Genomic DNA, 15,616 nt, shown 5'->3' on the forward strand with positions numbered 1-15,616 from the left:
CGTCACGCATCCTGAGGAAGCATTCGCCCAGATCACAGAGTGGAGGTGGTTCCGTGGCTATGCCGGCACCTGATGCAGCGTCGATGCTGCAGCCGATGACGGATCGATGGACCTCCGCCGATCTTGCCCACCTGCCCGAAAACGGAATCCGCTATGAGGTGCTGAATGGCCAGCTCATCGTGGATGCTGCCCCGAAACCGCGGCATCAAGTGGTGATGCAGTGGCTCCTCGTGGAACTACTGACCAAGGCGCCGAAAGATGTCTGGGTGATGTCCGGAGTAGGGGTCCTCGTCGGTGATGACGAGCCGATACCCGATCTGATCGTCGGTACGGGAACTCGGCCGATGGATGATCGTGGCGTGCCCGTACAGCAGGTTCTGCTCGCAGTAGAGATCGTTTCCGGATCCACGACCCTGCAAGATCGCATGGCCAAGCCCGCGTTCTATGCGGATGCCGGTATTCCCAACTATTGGCGGGTAGAGATCAACTCGTTCAAGGGGCGCCTTCCCGGCGAAGACCTCCCGGTCCTGTTCGCCTACGCCCTGGGGGAAGACCGCGCATACGAACTAGTTCAACGGGCTGCGGCGGGCGCTGAGGTCACTCTGCACGCGCCATTCGAATTTGCCGTCGACCCGGCAACTTTGCTTCGTTGACGGATCGAAGCGGGGCCACGACCTATGGTGACCTCTGTCTGCATCTTTACGGCTGAGGCGGGCGGTGCCTGCATAAGGACGCGGGTGCGTCACCCGTGGAGGAGGGGATATGCAAGCCGATGTCACGCCTGCGCTGCAATTGAGCGGGTTGTACAAGCGATTCGGTGGGCCGTGGGTGGTCGACGGGGTGAGCGTGGTGGTGCCGCCCGGGTCGTTCTTCGGGCTGGTGGGGCCCAACGGCGCCGGTAAGACCACTACGTTGTCGATGGCGGTCGGGTTGTTGCGGCCGGATGCGGGGCAGGCGCACATCTTCGGCGCCGATGTGTGGGCGGATCCGGTGCGGGCCAAGACGATCGTCGGGGTGCTGCCGGACGGACTTGCCGTGCCGGAGCGGCTCACCGGACGCGAATTGCTCACCTACACCGGGCTTTTGCGCGGTCTGCCGCCCGAGACGGTGGCCGAGCGCGCGCAGGAGTTGCTCTCGGTGCTGGAGCTGATCGAGGCGGAACACACTCTGGTCGTGGACTATTCGGCCGGAATGCGCAAGAAGATCGGGCTCGCCACCGCGCTGTTGCACGGGCCCAAGCTGCTGGTGCTCGACGAACCGTTCGAGGCGGTGGATCCGGTGTCGGCCAGTACTATTCGCACGATTCTGCAGCGGTTCGTCACCGCCGGCGGATCGGTGGTGCTGTCCAGTCATGTGATGGCGCTGGTGGAGAATCTGTGCGATCACCTCGCGGTCATCGACAAGGGGCGGGTGGTCGCCGCCGGATCGGTCGCCGAGGTGCGCGGCGAGGGCAGTCTCGAGGAGGCGTTCGTCCGGCTGGTCGGCGGTCGTATCGGCGGAGATGAGGGGCTGTCGTGGTTGGCGTCCTGATCCGGATGCGCTGGCGGCTGACCGCCCGCGCGATGACCGGCGGCCGGGCCGCGGTCGGCTTCTGGATCGGACTGCTCTTCGGCCTCGTCGCGGCCGCAGGCACGGCCGTGCTGATGGCCACCGCCGGGCACGGCTGGGAGCCGCGGGCCGCGATCAATGTGGCCGCCACCCTGTACGCGGTGTGGACCCTCGGCTGGCTGGCCGGCCCGATCCTCACCGGCAGCAGCGACGAAACCCTGCAGCCCGAACATTTCCGGCTGCTGCCGCTGACCTATCGCCAGCTGTCGGTCGGGCTCGCGGCGGTGGTCTTCACCGGCCCGGCCGGTGCGGTGAATCTGATCGCCTTCGCCGGTCTGGTCGCCATCGGCATCCAATTGGGCGTCGTACCAACGGTGTTCGCCGTCCTCGGCATGTGCCTGCAACTCGTCTTCGTGGTGCTGTTGTCCCGCGCTCTACTCGCGTGGATCGGTGCCGCGATGCGGTCGCGACGCGGTCGCGATCTGGGGGTGGTCCTCGCCGCTCTGACCGGACTCGCCTATTACCCGCTGCAACTATTGCTGTCGTATCTGGGTCCACGCCTCGAGCATGTGTCGCCCGCCCTGGGCGCGACCTTGCGTGTCCTGCCCTCGGGGTGGGCGCCCTATGCGGTGCAGGCCGCCGAGGACGGCCACTGGTGGCTCGGGGTGGCGGCACTGGCCGGACTCGCCGCGCTGTCGGCGCTGCTGTGGCAGGCCTGGGCGGTGCTGCTGCGCCGACGCCTCACCACGACGGCGGCTGCGGCCGGACCCGTTCGCGCACAGGCGGGTTCGGACCGGCTGGAGCGGATGATCCGCCCGACTCCCGTCGGCGCGGTGGTACTGAAGGAGTTGCGCACGTGGTGGCGCGACGGCCGGCGGCGCGCGGCACTGCTGCCGCTGATGCTCATCGGTGTGGTGCTGCCGATCTTCCTCGGCCTGCAGAACGGCGGCGCCAGTGTGCCTTTCGCGGGCGTATTCGTGGTGTGGCTGGCCACGATGGCCAGCGCGAACATGTATGCCTTCGACGGCACCGCCCTCTGGCACACCCTGGTGATTCCGGGTGCGGTGCGCGCCGACGTCCGCGGCCGCATGATCGCCTGGCTCCTGGTGGTCGGTCCCCTCGCCGTGGCGCTCACACTCATCCTCCCAGGTGCGGTCGGACGCCCGCAGATGTATCCGTGGGCGGTATCGACGCTGCCGGTGGTCGTGGGCGTCGGCGTGGCGGCGTCGATGTTCCTGTCGGTCTACGCCGCGTATCCGCTTCCGCAGCAACGCGGTAACCCCTTCGCCGGTAATTCCGGGAATCCGGGATGTGCACGGGCGCTGGTCCAGTTGGCGGTCGGCTTCGGTCAGCTCGTGGTGAACCTGCCGGTGCTCGGCCTGCTCGCGTTGGGCGCCTATCTCCACAACGCGCTCGTGCAATGGTCGGCGCTGCCGGTCGGAATCGTCCTGGGTGTCGGCGCCGCACTGCTCGGCGCACAGATGGTCACCCGCCGCGTCGAAACCCGCGGGCCCGAACTGCTGGCCGAGGTGAAACCCCGCTGAACTCCTCCGGGAGATTCGCCGGAATCTGACGATATCGGCCGCGCCCCTGACCCTTCCGGCCGTCGGCATCGACCACCCCCGATTTCCGGCGTTCCATTCCAGCAGGCCGCAAGCGCGACCGGATGCTCACGCTGGAAGGAACGATGATGACCGAGTACGTGACACTCGAACACGGACGGCTGGCCTGCGATGTGGTCGGGGACGGACCGCTGGTGGTGCTCTCGCACGGCATGGGCACCGTGCGCCAGGACTTCCGTCTTCTGGTCGGGCCGCTGGCCGCCGCGGGATACCGGGTGGTCAACGTGGATATGCGGGGCCACGGCGAATCCAGTGCGGATTGGCCGTCGGTGACCGGGAAGGCGGCCATCAGCCGCGCCGATGTGGCGGAGGATCTGCTGGGTGTGATCCGGCACTTCGGCGGCCCGGCGATCGTCGTCGGGCACTCGCTGTCGGGCGGCTCGGCCACCATCGCCGCGGCCCGGGCTCCGGAACTGGTGAGCGGGATCGTCGAGATCGGCCCGTTCACCCGCACCCAGCGGCTGCACGTCGGCGCTCTGCTCGTCAGCCGCCGATACCGTCGGGGCATGGTTCGCCTCGCCCTCACCACGATGCTGCGATCGATGCGGTGGTGGCGGCGCTATCTGGACGTCGCGTATCCGACCAGGCCCGCCGACTACGACCACTACCTCGCCGACCTGGAGAGCATGCTGCGGCGGTCCGGCCGGTGGGCGGAATTCATGAAGACCGGACGGACCACTCCCGCGGACGCGCATGCCCGACTGGCGGACGTCCGCTGTCCCGCACTGGTGATCATGGGTTCGGCCGATCCGGATTTCGCCGATCCCGAGGCCGAGGCGCATGCTGTCGTGGCCGCGCTGCCGGACGGGGTGGGCCGCGTCGAGATGATCGAGAACGGTGGACACTACCCGCACGCGCAGTCGCCGGATGATGTCGCGGCAGTGATCATTCCGTTTCTCGGCCGGTGTGCGGGGCGGGGGGAGAGTGCCGAGGTCCGGCGCGCCGGGTGATGTGCGTACAGTGGTGCGCTCCTGCCGGATGCCCGGGGGAGTCGGGCGCGCCCCGCCACGGTCGGCCATCGCCCATGGCGACCGCTCGTCCCGGCTGCGATGATGACGAAATGCCCGCGCCGCGCACCGTCGTCTTCGTCGTCTACGAAGGCATGCAGCTGGTCGAATTGGCCGGGCCGATGGATGTTTTCGGGGCCGTCAACACGATGGGCGGGGAGACCGCCTACCGCCTCGTCTCGGCCTCGCCGCACGGCCGGTCGATCGAGGCCGACGGCGGCCTGACCGGGCCTGCTCGACGGTTACCGGGCCACGACCCACTGGGGTTCGGCGGATCTCCTGGCCCGCTCGTACCCTCGCGTCGTCGTCGAGCCCGACCGCATCTACGTGCACGACCGCAACCGCTGGACCTCGGCGGGCGTCTCCGCCGGCATCGATCTCGCGCTGGCGCTCGTGGAGGACGACCACGGCCGCGAAATGGCCCAGCAGGTCGCCCGCGCCTTCCGCGCCGAAACCGGAAGTACCCCAGCGGCATTCGTTGCGGAGCTGCGCCTGGAAGCGGCCCGGCGCCTGCTGGAGTCCTCCGAACTCACTGTCACCGCCATCGCCCGCGTGGTCGGTTACCGCCACGGCGAAACCCTGCACCGAGCCTTCGTCCGCCGCCTCGCCACCACGCCCGAGGCCTATCGCCGGCAATACGCCGAGGCCGGCCTCGGCACCGTTGCGGCAGAGCCGGCCGTCAGCGCAGACCGGGAATCCGCATCGTCTCCGCCATGACGCGGGCGCCCTCGTCGTTGAGGTGCAGTCCGTCGCCGCTGTCGAGATCCGGGCGGATGAAGTCGGGCCGCTCCGGATCCGCCACGGCGGCAGCCACATCGAAGATGGCGTCGAGAACCGTTGTGGTCCGCAGCCATTCGTTGACGACGACGCGCACCGGCAGCGCGGGATCCACGTTCACCTCCGGATAGATCACCCCGGCGAAGGGCCCGATCGTGTTGGCGTAGATCGGCAGTCCGGCGGCGTGTGCCCGCGCGGCGAGTTCGGTGTAGCCGGCGATCAGATCGTCGGCCGGGGCCACCTCGCCCAGTCCGAGATCGTTGATACCGAGATTGACCACCACGTGCGTGACGCCCGGCACCGCGAGCACATCGCGGTCGAACCGGGCCAGCGCGTGTTCGCCGACTTCGTCGGTGAGCAACTGGTTGCCGCCGATGCCCTGATTGACCACCCAGCCGCGGGTCAGCAGCGAATTCAGCGCGTCGACCGATCGGCGATTCGCGCCGACCGTGGTGCCGGCGCCGTCGAACCAGGAGTCACCGAATGCCACCAGCACGGGAGTGTCGGCGTCGGCGAGCACATCGACGCCCGTCACGAAGAAGCGCGAGGCGACCTCCTCGACCTCGGACAGATCCGGATCGGCGGTGTGGTCACCGGCGACCACGGCGGTGATCTCCATCGGCTGATGGGAGAAGGTCGCGAGTCCGGTCGGCCCCGGCAGATACAGGCTCAGCAGGAGATCGTCACCGCCGTGCACCGCGAGATCGACGGCGTCGCTGACGATTTCGCCACCCGCCGGGATGCGCACCCGGTCGGCTCCGTCGAAACGCAACACGGTATCGGTTTCGGCCACAGCCGTGAACCCGGTCTTGCGCAAGGCGATTCGAGCGGCACCGATCTCGAGCGCGTCGCGTCCGTACCGATTGCTCAATCGCACCCGGAGCTGCCGCCCGCCGCCGGCCATGTGCAGCACCTGGCGCACGGTCCGATCGGTGAACCCCCGAGGTTCGGTCAGCTGGAACTGCTCGTAGGGGCTGATGATCGCGGAGCGGAATCCGGCGAGCCAGGTGCTGGTCATGACATCTCCATTTAGTTGCTGTGAGGAATATCCCCGCAGCAATAATATGGAAGATATTCCTCATGTCAACTATCCGCACAACAACTGTGCGTTAGGCTGACCCCATGGAGCACACGCACGACGCCGACCTCTTCGACGACCCGCGCCTCTCCGACATCGGGATGCTGTTCGAGGCGACGAGCGGCATCCGCCGCAAACTCGAACCGACCTGGTCGGCGAACGGGCTGTCGGTGCTGGACTTCACGGCGCTCATGCGGCTGAGCCGCTCGCCCGGCCGCCGGCTGCGGATGACCGATCTGGCCGATCAGGCCCAGTTGTCGACCAGTGGCGTCACCCGTCTGGTGGATCGGCTCGAGCGCAACGGATTCGCCCGTCGCCAATCCGATCCGAACGATCGCCGCAGCTCCTATGCCGCCCTCACCGCCGCCGGTGCGACGCGCCTGGCGAAGGTACTGCCGGACTATCTCGAGATCCTCGACACCTGGTTCTACGGTCAGCTCACCCCGGAGCAGTGCGAGGCGCTGATCAGCGGCCTCCGCATCATCCGCGACGCCACCTTCCCCGAGGCGGGCCGGCTCTCCGACTGATCCGGTGCGGGGGTAGCCGAATGCTCGCGTTCACCGCACGGTCCGGTATCGCCCGGTCCCTATTGCCGAGATTCGCCTGGTTCGGCTCGTAGACTCGACCGATACGAGTTACTTCCCAGCGACATCGGTCGACGACGGGAGCGGCGCATGGCTGATCACGTTCGAACAGACGCTGAGCTCGGTTCGCCACCCACCGGTGCCAGACGGTGGTACGCCCTCGCGGTCCTCGCGCTGGGGCTCGGGATGGTGACGCTGGACGGCACGGTCGTCGGTGTCTCACTGCCGGCGATCATCGGTGATCTGGGACTCGATTTCACCCAGGCGCAGTGGGTTTTCTGCGTGTACTCGGTGGTGCTCGCGGCCCTGCTGATCACCGTCGGCCGGATCGGTGACCGCTTCGGCCGCCGCGCCCTCTTCGCGCTCGGAGTGCTGATCTTCGTCGGTGGCAGCCTGTTGTCCGCCTCCGCCGATTCGGCGAGCCCGCTCATCTGGGGACGGCTCGTACAGGGCATCGGCGGTGCGGCGGTCGTGGCGGGATCCCTGGGCTCGGTAGCCGCGATGTTCCACGGCCGGGCCCGCGTGATCGCCTTCACCGCGTGGGTCGTCGCCCCGGCCGCCGCGGCGGTCGTCGGCGCGGCCCTCGGCGGGTGGTTCGTCGACTCCTTCACCTGGCCGTGGATCTTCCTGATCAACGTCCCGATCGCGGTGGTCGTACTGATCGGGACCGTGCTCGTGCCCGAAACCCGCATCGGCGCCGCGGCCACCGGACCGGATGTGGACGGATGGCTGCTCAGTACCGCCGGGTTCGCGCTGGTGATCTTCGCCCTCATCGAGGGGCAGCGCTACGGCTGGCTGCGGCCGCGGCGGGAGTTCACCGTGTTCGGCGTGACCTGGTCGACCCAATCGGCGAGCTCGCCCATACCCTTCGTACTCGGCGTCGGGGTCCTGCTGCTGGTGCTGTTCGTCTTCTGGGAACGACATCGGGTGAAGGTGGAACATGCTGCGCTGGTGGACTTCTCGCAGCTGCGCGATCCCCGGCACTGGGGTGACGGCGCGGCCCTGCTGATCGCGGCGGCACAGTTCGGAGTGCTCTTCGTGCTGCCGCTGTACCTGGTGAACTGTCTCGGGTTGTCTACGCTGCGAACGGGTTCGATTCTGGTGGTGCTGACCGGATGCGCGCTCATTTCGGCGGTCCTGACCGCCGGGCCACTGCGAACGGTACCTCCGCTGTGGCTGATACGGATCGGCCTGGCGATCGCGTTGCTCGCGATGGCGGTGACCGCGCTGGCGTTGACCTCGACGATTCCGGCGTGGGTGCCGACCGTGCTACTGGCCTGCTACGGAGTCGGTCTCGGGCTGGCCGCCGCCCCGCTCACGGCGAGCATGCGCACCGGCGCGGGCGCCATGGCATCGGATCCGGGATCGATCACCGCGGCCACGGCCCGGCCCGCCGGTGCCGCGCTGGGTGTGGCGGTTCTCGGCAGTACCCTCTCGATCGGTCTCGGCCATTTCCTGCCCGACCGGTTGAGCTACGTCCCGGGCCTGGCCACGCGCGCCGCCGGCGCGGTGGGTGCGGCCACCCGCGATTCGGCGGGCGGTGCGATCGTCGGACTGCGTGCGCAGCACGCACCGGCCGCCGTCACCGATGCGCTGGCCAACGGATTCGCCGACGCGACCCGCGTGGCCCTGCTCGGCGTCGCGGTCGTGCTGCTTCTGGCGTTCGTGGTGGCCACGCGCATCCCGTCCGACGCCGAACAGATCGAGGCCGAGCGGATCCAGGGCGAGCGGATCCAGGGCGAGCGGATCGATGGCGAACCGGGGTCCCGGTAGTAGTGCGCTTATTCCGGATGTGCGCTATGCCCTGCGGACGTCGAGCCGGCATCGACCCGCAGAGGGGGAAGGGGGTGCCAGGTCGCCGGCACCTGCCGCATGAGTAAGGCGCAGTCGAGCACCGCGCTGCCTGGCGGGAACCGGTCCCGGTCGTCGAAGACCGTGGACCGAACCGAGTGGATATCGACCGGCTCGACTTGCCATGCGTCCGTGTGGAGTTCGAGCCCATCCAGGCATCGACCGCTGTGCGTGGGCGAGAATCCGGCCGAGCCACGCCGAAAGAAGTCCGATGCCTGCGCCAGATCGGCGAACAGTTCGCTGCCCTGGAACCGCTCGGCGGTCCGGACGTCCACGCTCACGGAGACCGTCTTGTCCCGACTGGTGAAGGCCACATGCAGATCCTGCGCTGTCTCCCGCACGTCGAATCGCGCCGAACTGTGCTCACCCGGAAACAGCCGGCCACCGGCAAGTACATTGATCGCCGAACCGCTGTCGCGGCGCGGGATGTACACACCGGTCGAGAGTCCCTGCGGACCATCCCACTCGACAGCGATCCGATGCGCCGCGTTCTCGGTGCGCATCCCGACCCACCCGGGCAGCCAACTGGGGCGGAACTGTCCGAGGCGGACCAGGCAGATGCCGGCAACCGCGCGGCCGTCAACCAGTTGAGGGCGCATCGGTCGCGGCACCAAGCGCGCGGCGGCCTCGGGGTCGATTCGGTAGTTCACGAGAAGGCGCCGCTCGATGACGCTGGACATCCGCGGAGGTCTCATCAGGTTTCCCTGTTCTTCGTGGTTCGCAGTCTGCGCTGCCTGACGACGACCTGTTCCGGGCAGATCGCGCTGAGGAACCTGCCGACACATAACGCCAGTCGTTCCTCGACAAGCGAGTAGTAGATCCGATTGGCGACTCGTCGCTCTCGGACGAGCCCGGCTGCCTTGAGCACACCCAGATGCCGGGAGATCGAAGGACCGCTGATCGGAAACTTCGCGGCGATATCACCCGCGGTCAACTCGCCGGAGCGCAGATCCTCCAAGATCTGTCGGCGCGTGGAGTCGGCCAGCGCGCGGAACACTCCGGCTTCCTCTTCAGGCCCGAACTCGGTCATGTTTACAATTTAGCACCATAGCTAAATAGCGAACAAAGAAGGTATTCCAGCTGCCGGGGCACGGGATCACCCGTCGCCGTCACCAGTCGATCAGGTCGAGTTCGTGCAGGCGCCGGAAGACCAGCATCGAGCCGGGCGCGACATGCGGCATGGCCGCGTACTCGCCGACGGTGAAGTAGCGCAGTTCGGCGATCTCGCTCGTCGGCGTCGGTTCGCCGGTGAGATCCGCGGTGAAACAAGTCATGTGCAGCGCGGTGCCCGGCGTGTGCCCGTACGCCTCACATTCGAAGACACCCAGCTCGTCGTGGGCCGTCACGTCGACCCCCAGTTCTTCCCGCACCTCGCGGTACAGCGCCTGCACCGGTGATTCGCCGGGGTCGATCTTCCCGCCCGCCATATAGAACACCTCTTTGCCGGTCGACCGTGTTTGCAGCAGACGACGATTCCGGATGTGGGCGAGCGCGGCGGTGCGAATCATGGAGGGAGCCTTCACGATACGGTCGGTACGGGCGGGCGCGGAGCTCACTGGGCGGCCGGTGCGAGCTTCCAGTGTTCGTGCAGGGCCGAGGCGATCTCGGGCAGCAGGGTGACCGGTATCCGCTTCTCGCGCAGGATCCGGCGGATCTCGGCGACCTGTTCGCGCTTGCGATGTTCGTAGGCGTTGGACACCGGATGCCGCACCGGCGGAATACTGAGCAGAACCAGCTCGTCGTGCGGTTCGTCGCCGCCGGTCAGATCCAGTGCCAGCGACCAGCGGGCCCGCTCGTCGAGGGCGAACCGGCCCGCCACCACCCGATCCCACTCCAGCCGCGATTCGGCCCACGGGGTGCGCCGATAGATCGCGCGGTCGGTGAGAACGACGACATCGCGACCGAACAGCGCTACCAGCAGCGAGATACCCGCCACCGCCCCGGCCAGCAGCCCGGTGAAGATCCGGTTCACCCCGAACAGGAGCACCACGGCACCGCAGATCACCAGCACCGACAGCACGGCGAGCGCACTGTAGGTGAGGGTGCGGCGGCCGGTGACGACACCGGCCCGCACCGCACGCATCGGCCCGCGGGACCGGCGGGAGATGTCGGGTCCGGAAACCGGTGGGACGTCGTCGCTCATGGTGACACCTCGGAGATCGCTCGCGCCCGGCTCAGCCGCGCAGCGGGACCGCGGCCTCGGCGGTGTAGACCAGGAAGGTCAGGCTTTCCTGGAAGTACAGCTGCACGCTCTCCGCGTCGTGGGACAGGTAGCCGATCGACAGATCCTGACCCAGTTGCAGATCGAAGTCGCCGCCGCGGGTGGTCAGCACGAAGGCGCCGTCGATGGCGGGCGCCCAGATGATCTCGCCCTCGGGGATCAGCCGCTCGATATGCGTGCGGATCGGGTGGCCGTGGTCGGAGGTCTCACTCACGGCGGTGTACAGATCGGCGCTCAGCAGCACCGAATACGGCCCGTCGACACCGGCGAGCCGCAACTTGCTCAGCGCCTGGGCGATGGCCTCGGGAATGAGGCGCGGATCGCTGGGCGCGGTGACAGGAGTGTTCGACACGGCCGCTCGGATGCCGGTGATGCCGGCGGCGGGGTAGCCCTCGAAGACGGCGCGGTCCTCGGCGAACGCGATCTTGCGGGCGGCATCCTTCACCGGATCCAGATCGGCGTCCTCGGCGCCGCGCTCGACGTTGTCGAGCTCCTCGCGCGAGAGCGTGAACGGCACCCGCAACTCGACCAGCGGCGCCACCAGGCGCTGGCGGGCCTGCACGCCCTGATCCGGCGCGTCGATGACGGTGGTGCGTCCCAATCCGACCGCGGAGTAGTCGGTGCCGTGCGGGCCGGACAGGTCCACCACCCGGCGACCGGCGATATGACGCCGGAAGGTGCGCGTCGCCTCCTCCTCGATGGCCGACCACGCCTCGGAGGTGATCGGCGCGAGTTCACGGTGCAGATTGTTCATTGGGGAATCCTTTTCAACGTGCCGATACCGAGAGAGCCGTCGCCGGAAGGCGCGGCCGCGGGCAGCTCGGCGATACCGGCTGCCCCGAGTTCCAGGTCCTGCTCCGAATCCGCCTCCTGTTCGGGGGCGTCGGGAAGGTCGTCGAAGAAATCGTTGGCCGGGGTGAAGAACAGCGTGCCGGTGATCGCGGTGGAGAAATCGAGAATCCGGTCGTAGGGAGCTTCGTCGGTGCCGAGGAACATGCGCACCAGCATCCGCTCGGTGACATCCGGGGTAGCCGCGTAAGCGATGTAGTACGTGCCGAATTCGCCCTCGCGGACACTGCCGAAAGGCATGTTGGCGCGCAGGATCTGGCGTTCGGTGCCGTCCGGATCGATCAGGGTGTTGACCGCGACATGAGAATCCGCCGGCTTGTCCTCGTCGGACAGTTCCAGATCTTCGAGTTTGGTCCGGCCGATGACGAGTTGCTGCTCCTCGACGGTCAGCGAACTCCACGCCTCCAGATCGTGCAGGTACTTCTGCACGACGACATAACTGCCGCCGGCGAAGTCGGGATCCTCGTCACCGATCAGGGCCGCGGCGACCGCGGCGGGGCCCTCGGGATTCTCGGTGCCGTCGACGAAGCCGAGCAGGTCGCGCTGTTCGAAGTAGCGGAATCCGACCGTCTCGTCGATGATCGTGGCCGCACCCTTCAACCGGGAACCGATCAGCATCGCCAATTCGAAACAGGCGTCCGGCAATTCACCCTTGATGTGAAACAGCAGATCGCCCGGCGTGGCGGGAGCCTGATGCTTCGGCCCGGCGTAACCCGGAAATTCGTGCAGTTCAGCGGGTTTCGGGCCGGCGAACAGCCGATCCCAGGCGGCGGAACCGATACTCGTCACGCAGGACAGCTGTGTCTGCGGCACCCGGAATCCGATCGAGCGGCGCAGCCCGGCCAGATCGGCGAGAAGGTCGCGCACCACCGGCTCACCGCCCTCGTCGATGGTCGCGACGAGGAAGATCGCGGCGCGCGAGAGCGGATCGAGGATCGGCTGCGGCTCACCCATGATCAACAGGGTACGGTGCCCGTCCGACAGCGCGTGCGGACGGCCCGGCCCCGCGAGACCGGCCTCACTTCGCGACGGTCAGCAGGAATACCGCGTCGTCGATCGCTTTCACGCTGTGCCGGGCCGACGGAATGACCAGCAGATCGCCGGGCGATCCCTTCCACTCGTTGGTGCCGCAGATCAGAATCAGGGTTCCGGTCAGAACCTGCAGGGTGGCTTCACCGTGAGTTTCGTGCTCGGCCAGGCTCTGGCCGGCGGTCAGGGCGATCAGGGTCTGGCGCAGGCTGTGGGTGTGGCCGCCGTAGAGGGTTTGCGAACTGCGTCCACTCGTGGCGGATGCGGCCAGCTTCAGCTGCTGGCGAGCCGCCGCCGTCAGCGATTTCTTGTCCATGATCTGCCTCTCGCGGTTCAGCCGGGATCGGGGCTGTGGTCACAGGCTGGATATCGCTGAGTATGCCGGACCCACCTCGCCCGGTCGGGCGTTTCGCCGATGCGATTCGGGTTCGAGATCTGCCGGGCCCGTTCAGCCGACGGTCGCCGGGGCGGTGTCGCGGGCGAAGCGCCGGATCCGGTACCGCAGACCCGACCGCGACTGCGACCACGGTGCGTCCTCCACCTGCCACTCGCCGTCGATCGCGGGTGCGTAGGCGTCGCCGGGGATATCGGTGTCGACTTCGGTGACCATCAGGTCGGTCGCGTAATCCATTGCCTGCCGGTAGATTTCGCCGCCGCCGATGATCCACACGGTCTCCGCGGCGGCCAGTGCGATGGCGCCGGCCACCGAATCGGCGCGTTCGGCGCCGGGGGCCGACCACTGCGATTGCCGCGTGATGACGATATTGCGCCGCCCGGGCAGCGGGCGGAAGCGCGCGGGCAGAGAATCCCAGGTGCGCCGGCCCATCAGCACCGGATGATCGGCGGTGACCGTTTTGAAATGCGCCATATCCTCGGGCACCCGCCACGGGATGGCATTGTCGGCGCCGATCACGCCGGCCGGGGTCTGCGCCCAGATCAGCCCGATGCGGCTCATACCGCCACCGGCGCCTTGATCGCCGGATGATGGCGGTAGTCGAGCACCTCCACATCCTCGAAGACGTAGTCGAACAGGCTCGGCGCGGGCCGCAGATGCAACCGGGGGAACGGATACGGTTCGCGGCTCAGCTGTTCGCGGACCTGGGTCAGATGGTTGTCGTAGATGTGGCAGTCGCCGCCGGTCCAGATGAAATCGCCGGGCTCCAACTCCGTCTGCTGCGCGACCATATGGGTGAGCAGGGCATAGCTCGCGATATTGAACGGCACCCCGAGGAACAGGTCGGCGCTGCGCTGATACAGCTGGCAGGACAGTTTTCCGTCCGCCACGTGGAATTGGAAGAACGCATGGCAGGGCGCCAGCGCCATCTTGTCCAGATCCGCAACATTCCACGCGGAGACGATGATCCGGCGGGAATCCGGGTCGGTGCGAAGCGTTTGCAGAACCTGCGCTATCTGGTCGATATGGGTGCCGTCCGGCGTGGGCCAGCTGCGCCACTGGACCCCGTAGACCGGGCCCAGTTCACCGTGCGCGTCGGCCCATTCGTCCCAGATCGTGACGCCGTGCTCGTGTAGCCAGCGGATATTGGAATCGCCGCGCAGGAACCACAGCAATTCGTAGACGATCGACTTCAGATGCACCTTTTTCGTGGTGATCAGCGGGAATCCGGCGGAGAGGTCGTAGCGCAGCTGGTGTCCGAAAATCGAACGCGTACCCGTCCCGGTGCGGTCGGATTTCGGCGTACCGCGCTCGAGTACCAGCCGCAGCAGATCCTCGTACTGGGTGTCGTTTCCGGGCGCGCCGTCCATATCCGCAAGCCTAGCCTTCGGGCTATCACCTGGCCTCCGGGCTACCACCGGCTCTCATCGCCCGGTGGTCCGCTGGCTAGCCTGGGGCACCGTGCGCATGCTCTATGTGATCGGAATCGGCGCCGGTGATCCCCGGCAGGTGACCGTGCAGGCGGTCGAGGCGATTCGGCAGGTCGACACGTTCTTCGTCATCGGCAAGGGCGAGACGAAGCGGGAACTGACCGAGGTCCGCGCCGCGATCCTCGCCGGACACGCCGATCCGGACCATCGCGTGGTGGCCATCGCCGATCCGCCGCGCGAGCGCACGGTCGAAGGCGCCGCCGATTACCGCGAGGTGGTCGAGGACTGGCATCGCCGCCGCGCCGAACTGCTGGCCGAGGCATTCGATGCCACCGAGGGGGTCGGCGGCATCCTGGTCTGGGGCGATCCCTCGCTCTACGACAGCACCCTGCGGATGGTGCAGCGAGTGCTGGACGCGGGAACGCGATTCGAGTACGCGGTGATCCCGGGCGTCACCAGCGCCCAGGCACTGGCGGCGGCGCATCGCATCGTGCTGCACGAGATCGGCGAGCCGGTGCACATCACCACCGGTCGCCGCCTGCGCACCGAGGGCGTGGCGGCCGACGGGTCGACACTGGTGATGCTCGACGGCGCGTGTTCGTTCACGCAGGTGCCCGGCGACGATCTGCACATCTGGTGGGGCGCCTGTCTGGGGATGCCGGACGAGACGTTGATCGAGGGTCCGCTGCGCGCGGTCGAGGATCGAATCATTCGGCGCCGCAACGAACTTCGGGAAGCCAAAGGATGGGTGATGGACATATACCTCTTGCGCAGAGCCGATTAGCGGGCGTTCGTGCCGCGAATATGTCCGAAATAGCCCCAAAATTGCTGTGGAATAAATCGATACGAATGTGATCCAGACCACCGGCCGGTTCGAATCACTGTCATTCGATCGAAATCCGACTGGAGGTTTTCATGGCAGGGCAGCATTCGGCGGCATCGGGACAGTGGTGCCGGCGCGTTGGTTCCTCACTCGTCATCGGCGCGTTGCCACTGACTGTGGCGCTGTGGCAGACGGGTGTGGCGGGGGCGGCCGCGCCGACCGCCGATTCGGGTGTGGCGCCGGCCGCCGGGATGCTGCCGGACGCCGGGACCGTCGCCGCCGGCGTCTCGAACGCCGCGGATGCCGTGGCACGCGTGGTCGCGCAGGCCAACCCGTGGCAGTTCCAGCCGAGTGCCGCGACCGATCCGGCCGTGCCGCCCTTCGCCGCGCCGGTCGCCGATGC

The 15,616-nt window shown here is 67.7% G+C and carries 18 protein-coding genes and 1 pseudogene; 9 read left to right on the forward strand and 10 right to left on the reverse strand.

Going from position 1 to position 15,616, the window contains the following annotated elements; genetic code table 11:
- Positions 1-59: 59 nt before the first annotated feature.
- The 5 genes and pseudogenes from ON23_RS03750 to ON23_RS39755 all read left to right on the forward strand — a co-directional run bounded on the left by ON23_RS03750 (position 60) and on the right by ON23_RS39755 (position 4,894).
- Positions 60-653, forward strand: a complete 594-nt coding sequence (locus ON23_RS03750; RefSeq protein WP_244970048.1) for a Uma2 family endonuclease — start codon at positions 60-62, stop codon at positions 651-653.
- Between the two features lie 109 nt (positions 654-762).
- Complete coding sequence (locus ON23_RS03755; protein WP_039776403.1) at positions 763-1,530, forward strand: ABC transporter ATP-binding protein; 768 nt, start codon at positions 763-765, stop codon at positions 1,528-1,530.
- Positions 1,515-3,092 carry a hypothetical protein gene (locus ON23_RS03760; protein WP_039776404.1) on the forward strand — a complete coding sequence of 526 codons (1,578 nt, stop codon included), beginning with the start codon at positions 1,515-1,517 and terminating at the stop codon, positions 3,090-3,092. Before ON23_RS03755 ends, ON23_RS03760 begins: the two co-directional genes overlap by 16 nt.
- A 146-nt stretch (positions 3,093-3,238) precedes the next feature.
- A complete protein-coding gene (locus ON23_RS03765) occupies positions 3,239-4,120 on the forward strand; it encodes an alpha/beta fold hydrolase (protein ID WP_039776416.1) in 882 nt (293 codons plus the stop codon).
- 110 nt (positions 4,121-4,230) lie between these two features.
- Positions 4,231-4,894, forward strand: a pseudogene (locus ON23_RS39755) (GlxA family transcriptional regulator).
- On the opposite strand, the gene ON23_RS03775 reads toward ON23_RS39755, so the two are convergent.
- On the reverse strand, positions 4,857-5,972 hold the full coding sequence (locus tag ON23_RS03775; RefSeq protein WP_039776405.1) for a GDSL-type esterase/lipase family protein: 1,116 nt from the start codon (positions 5,970-5,972) through the stop codon (positions 4,857-4,859). The pseudogene ON23_RS39755 and the gene ON23_RS03775 overlap by 38 nt on opposite strands.
- 104 nt (positions 5,973-6,076) lie before the next feature.
- Between ON23_RS03775 and ON23_RS03780 the strand changes: the two genes are divergently transcribed.
- Both ON23_RS03780 and ON23_RS03785 read left to right on the forward strand, forming a co-directional pair.
- Positions 6,077-6,559 (forward strand): MarR family winged helix-turn-helix transcriptional regulator, encoded by a 483-nt coding sequence (locus ON23_RS03780; RefSeq protein ID WP_039776406.1) that lies wholly within the window; start codon positions 6,077-6,079, stop codon positions 6,557-6,559.
- A 147-nt stretch (positions 6,560-6,706) separates the two neighbouring features.
- On the forward strand, positions 6,707-8,389 hold the full coding sequence (locus tag ON23_RS03785) for an MFS transporter (RefSeq protein ID WP_083903678.1): 1,683 nt from the start codon (positions 6,707-6,709) through the stop codon (positions 8,387-8,389).
- Positions 8,390-8,397: 8 nt separating this feature from the next.
- On the opposite strand, the gene ON23_RS03790 is transcribed toward ON23_RS03785, so the two are convergent.
- From ON23_RS03790 to ON23_RS03830, 9 genes are all read right to left on the reverse strand, one after another.
- The gene (locus tag ON23_RS03790; RefSeq protein ID WP_244970012.1) at positions 8,398-9,252 is read right to left on the reverse strand and encodes a DUF2071 domain-containing protein; all 855 of its coding nucleotides are present in this window, start codon (positions 9,250-9,252) and stop codon (positions 8,398-8,400) included.
- Positions 9,162-9,497 carry a metalloregulator ArsR/SmtB family transcription factor gene (locus ON23_RS03795; RefSeq protein WP_039776408.1) on the reverse strand — a complete coding sequence of 112 codons (336 nt, stop codon included), beginning with the start codon at positions 9,495-9,497 and terminating at the stop codon, positions 9,162-9,164. The genes ON23_RS03790 and ON23_RS03795 overlap by 91 nt, the downstream gene beginning before the upstream one ends.
- Positions 9,498-9,576: 79 nt before the next feature.
- Positions 9,577-9,975: an NUDIX hydrolase gene (locus tag ON23_RS03800; protein WP_039776410.1), complete on the reverse strand. Its 399-nt coding sequence runs from the start codon at positions 9,973-9,975 to the stop codon at positions 9,577-9,579.
- Between the two features lie 44 nt (positions 9,976-10,019).
- On the reverse strand, positions 10,020-10,610 hold the full coding sequence (locus ON23_RS03805) for a hypothetical protein (RefSeq protein WP_223273559.1): 591 nt from the start codon (positions 10,608-10,610) through the stop codon (positions 10,020-10,022).
- Between the two features lie 31 nt (positions 10,611-10,641).
- Positions 10,642-11,442, reverse strand: a complete 801-nt coding sequence (locus ON23_RS03810; RefSeq protein WP_036505546.1) for a family 1 encapsulin nanocompartment shell protein — start codon at positions 11,440-11,442, stop codon at positions 10,642-10,644.
- Positions 11,439-12,491, reverse strand: coding sequence for a Dyp-type peroxidase (locus tag ON23_RS03815; protein WP_039776411.1), 1,053 nt, complete (start codon positions 12,489-12,491; stop codon positions 11,439-11,441). The genes ON23_RS03810 and ON23_RS03815 overlap by 4 nt, the downstream gene beginning before the upstream one ends.
- Before the next feature lie 64 nt (positions 12,492-12,555).
- Positions 12,556-12,882 (reverse strand): cupin domain-containing protein, encoded by a 327-nt coding sequence (locus ON23_RS03820; RefSeq protein ID WP_030517171.1) that lies wholly within the window; start codon positions 12,880-12,882, stop codon positions 12,556-12,558.
- A 132-nt stretch (positions 12,883-13,014) separates the two neighbouring features.
- Entirely contained in the window at positions 13,015-13,521 is a 507-nt protein-coding gene (locus ON23_RS03825; protein WP_039776412.1) for a dihydrofolate reductase, read from the reverse strand.
- Positions 13,518-14,330: a thymidylate synthase gene (locus ON23_RS03830; protein ID WP_039776414.1), complete on the reverse strand. Its 813-nt coding sequence runs from the start codon at positions 14,328-14,330 to the stop codon at positions 13,518-13,520. Before ON23_RS03830 ends, ON23_RS03825 begins: the two co-directional genes overlap by 4 nt.
- A gap of 91 nt (positions 14,331-14,421) precedes the next feature.
- On the opposite strand from ON23_RS03830, the gene cobF reads away from it, so the two are divergent.
- Positions 14,422-15,174: a precorrin-6A synthase (deacetylating) gene (gene cobF / locus ON23_RS03835; protein WP_039776420.1), complete on the forward strand. Its 753-nt coding sequence runs from the start codon at positions 14,422-14,424 to the stop codon at positions 15,172-15,174.
- Between the two features lie 131 nt (positions 15,175-15,305).
- Positions 15,306-15,616: hypothetical protein (locus tag ON23_RS03840; RefSeq protein WP_218001080.1), on the forward strand; the 311-nt coding region annotated here is incomplete at its 3' end.

It is taken from the genome of Nocardia cerradoensis NBRC 101014 (assembly GCF_000308535.1).
Taxonomy (GTDB): domain Bacteria; phylum Actinomycetota; class Actinomycetes; order Mycobacteriales; family Mycobacteriaceae; genus Nocardia; species Nocardia cerradoensis.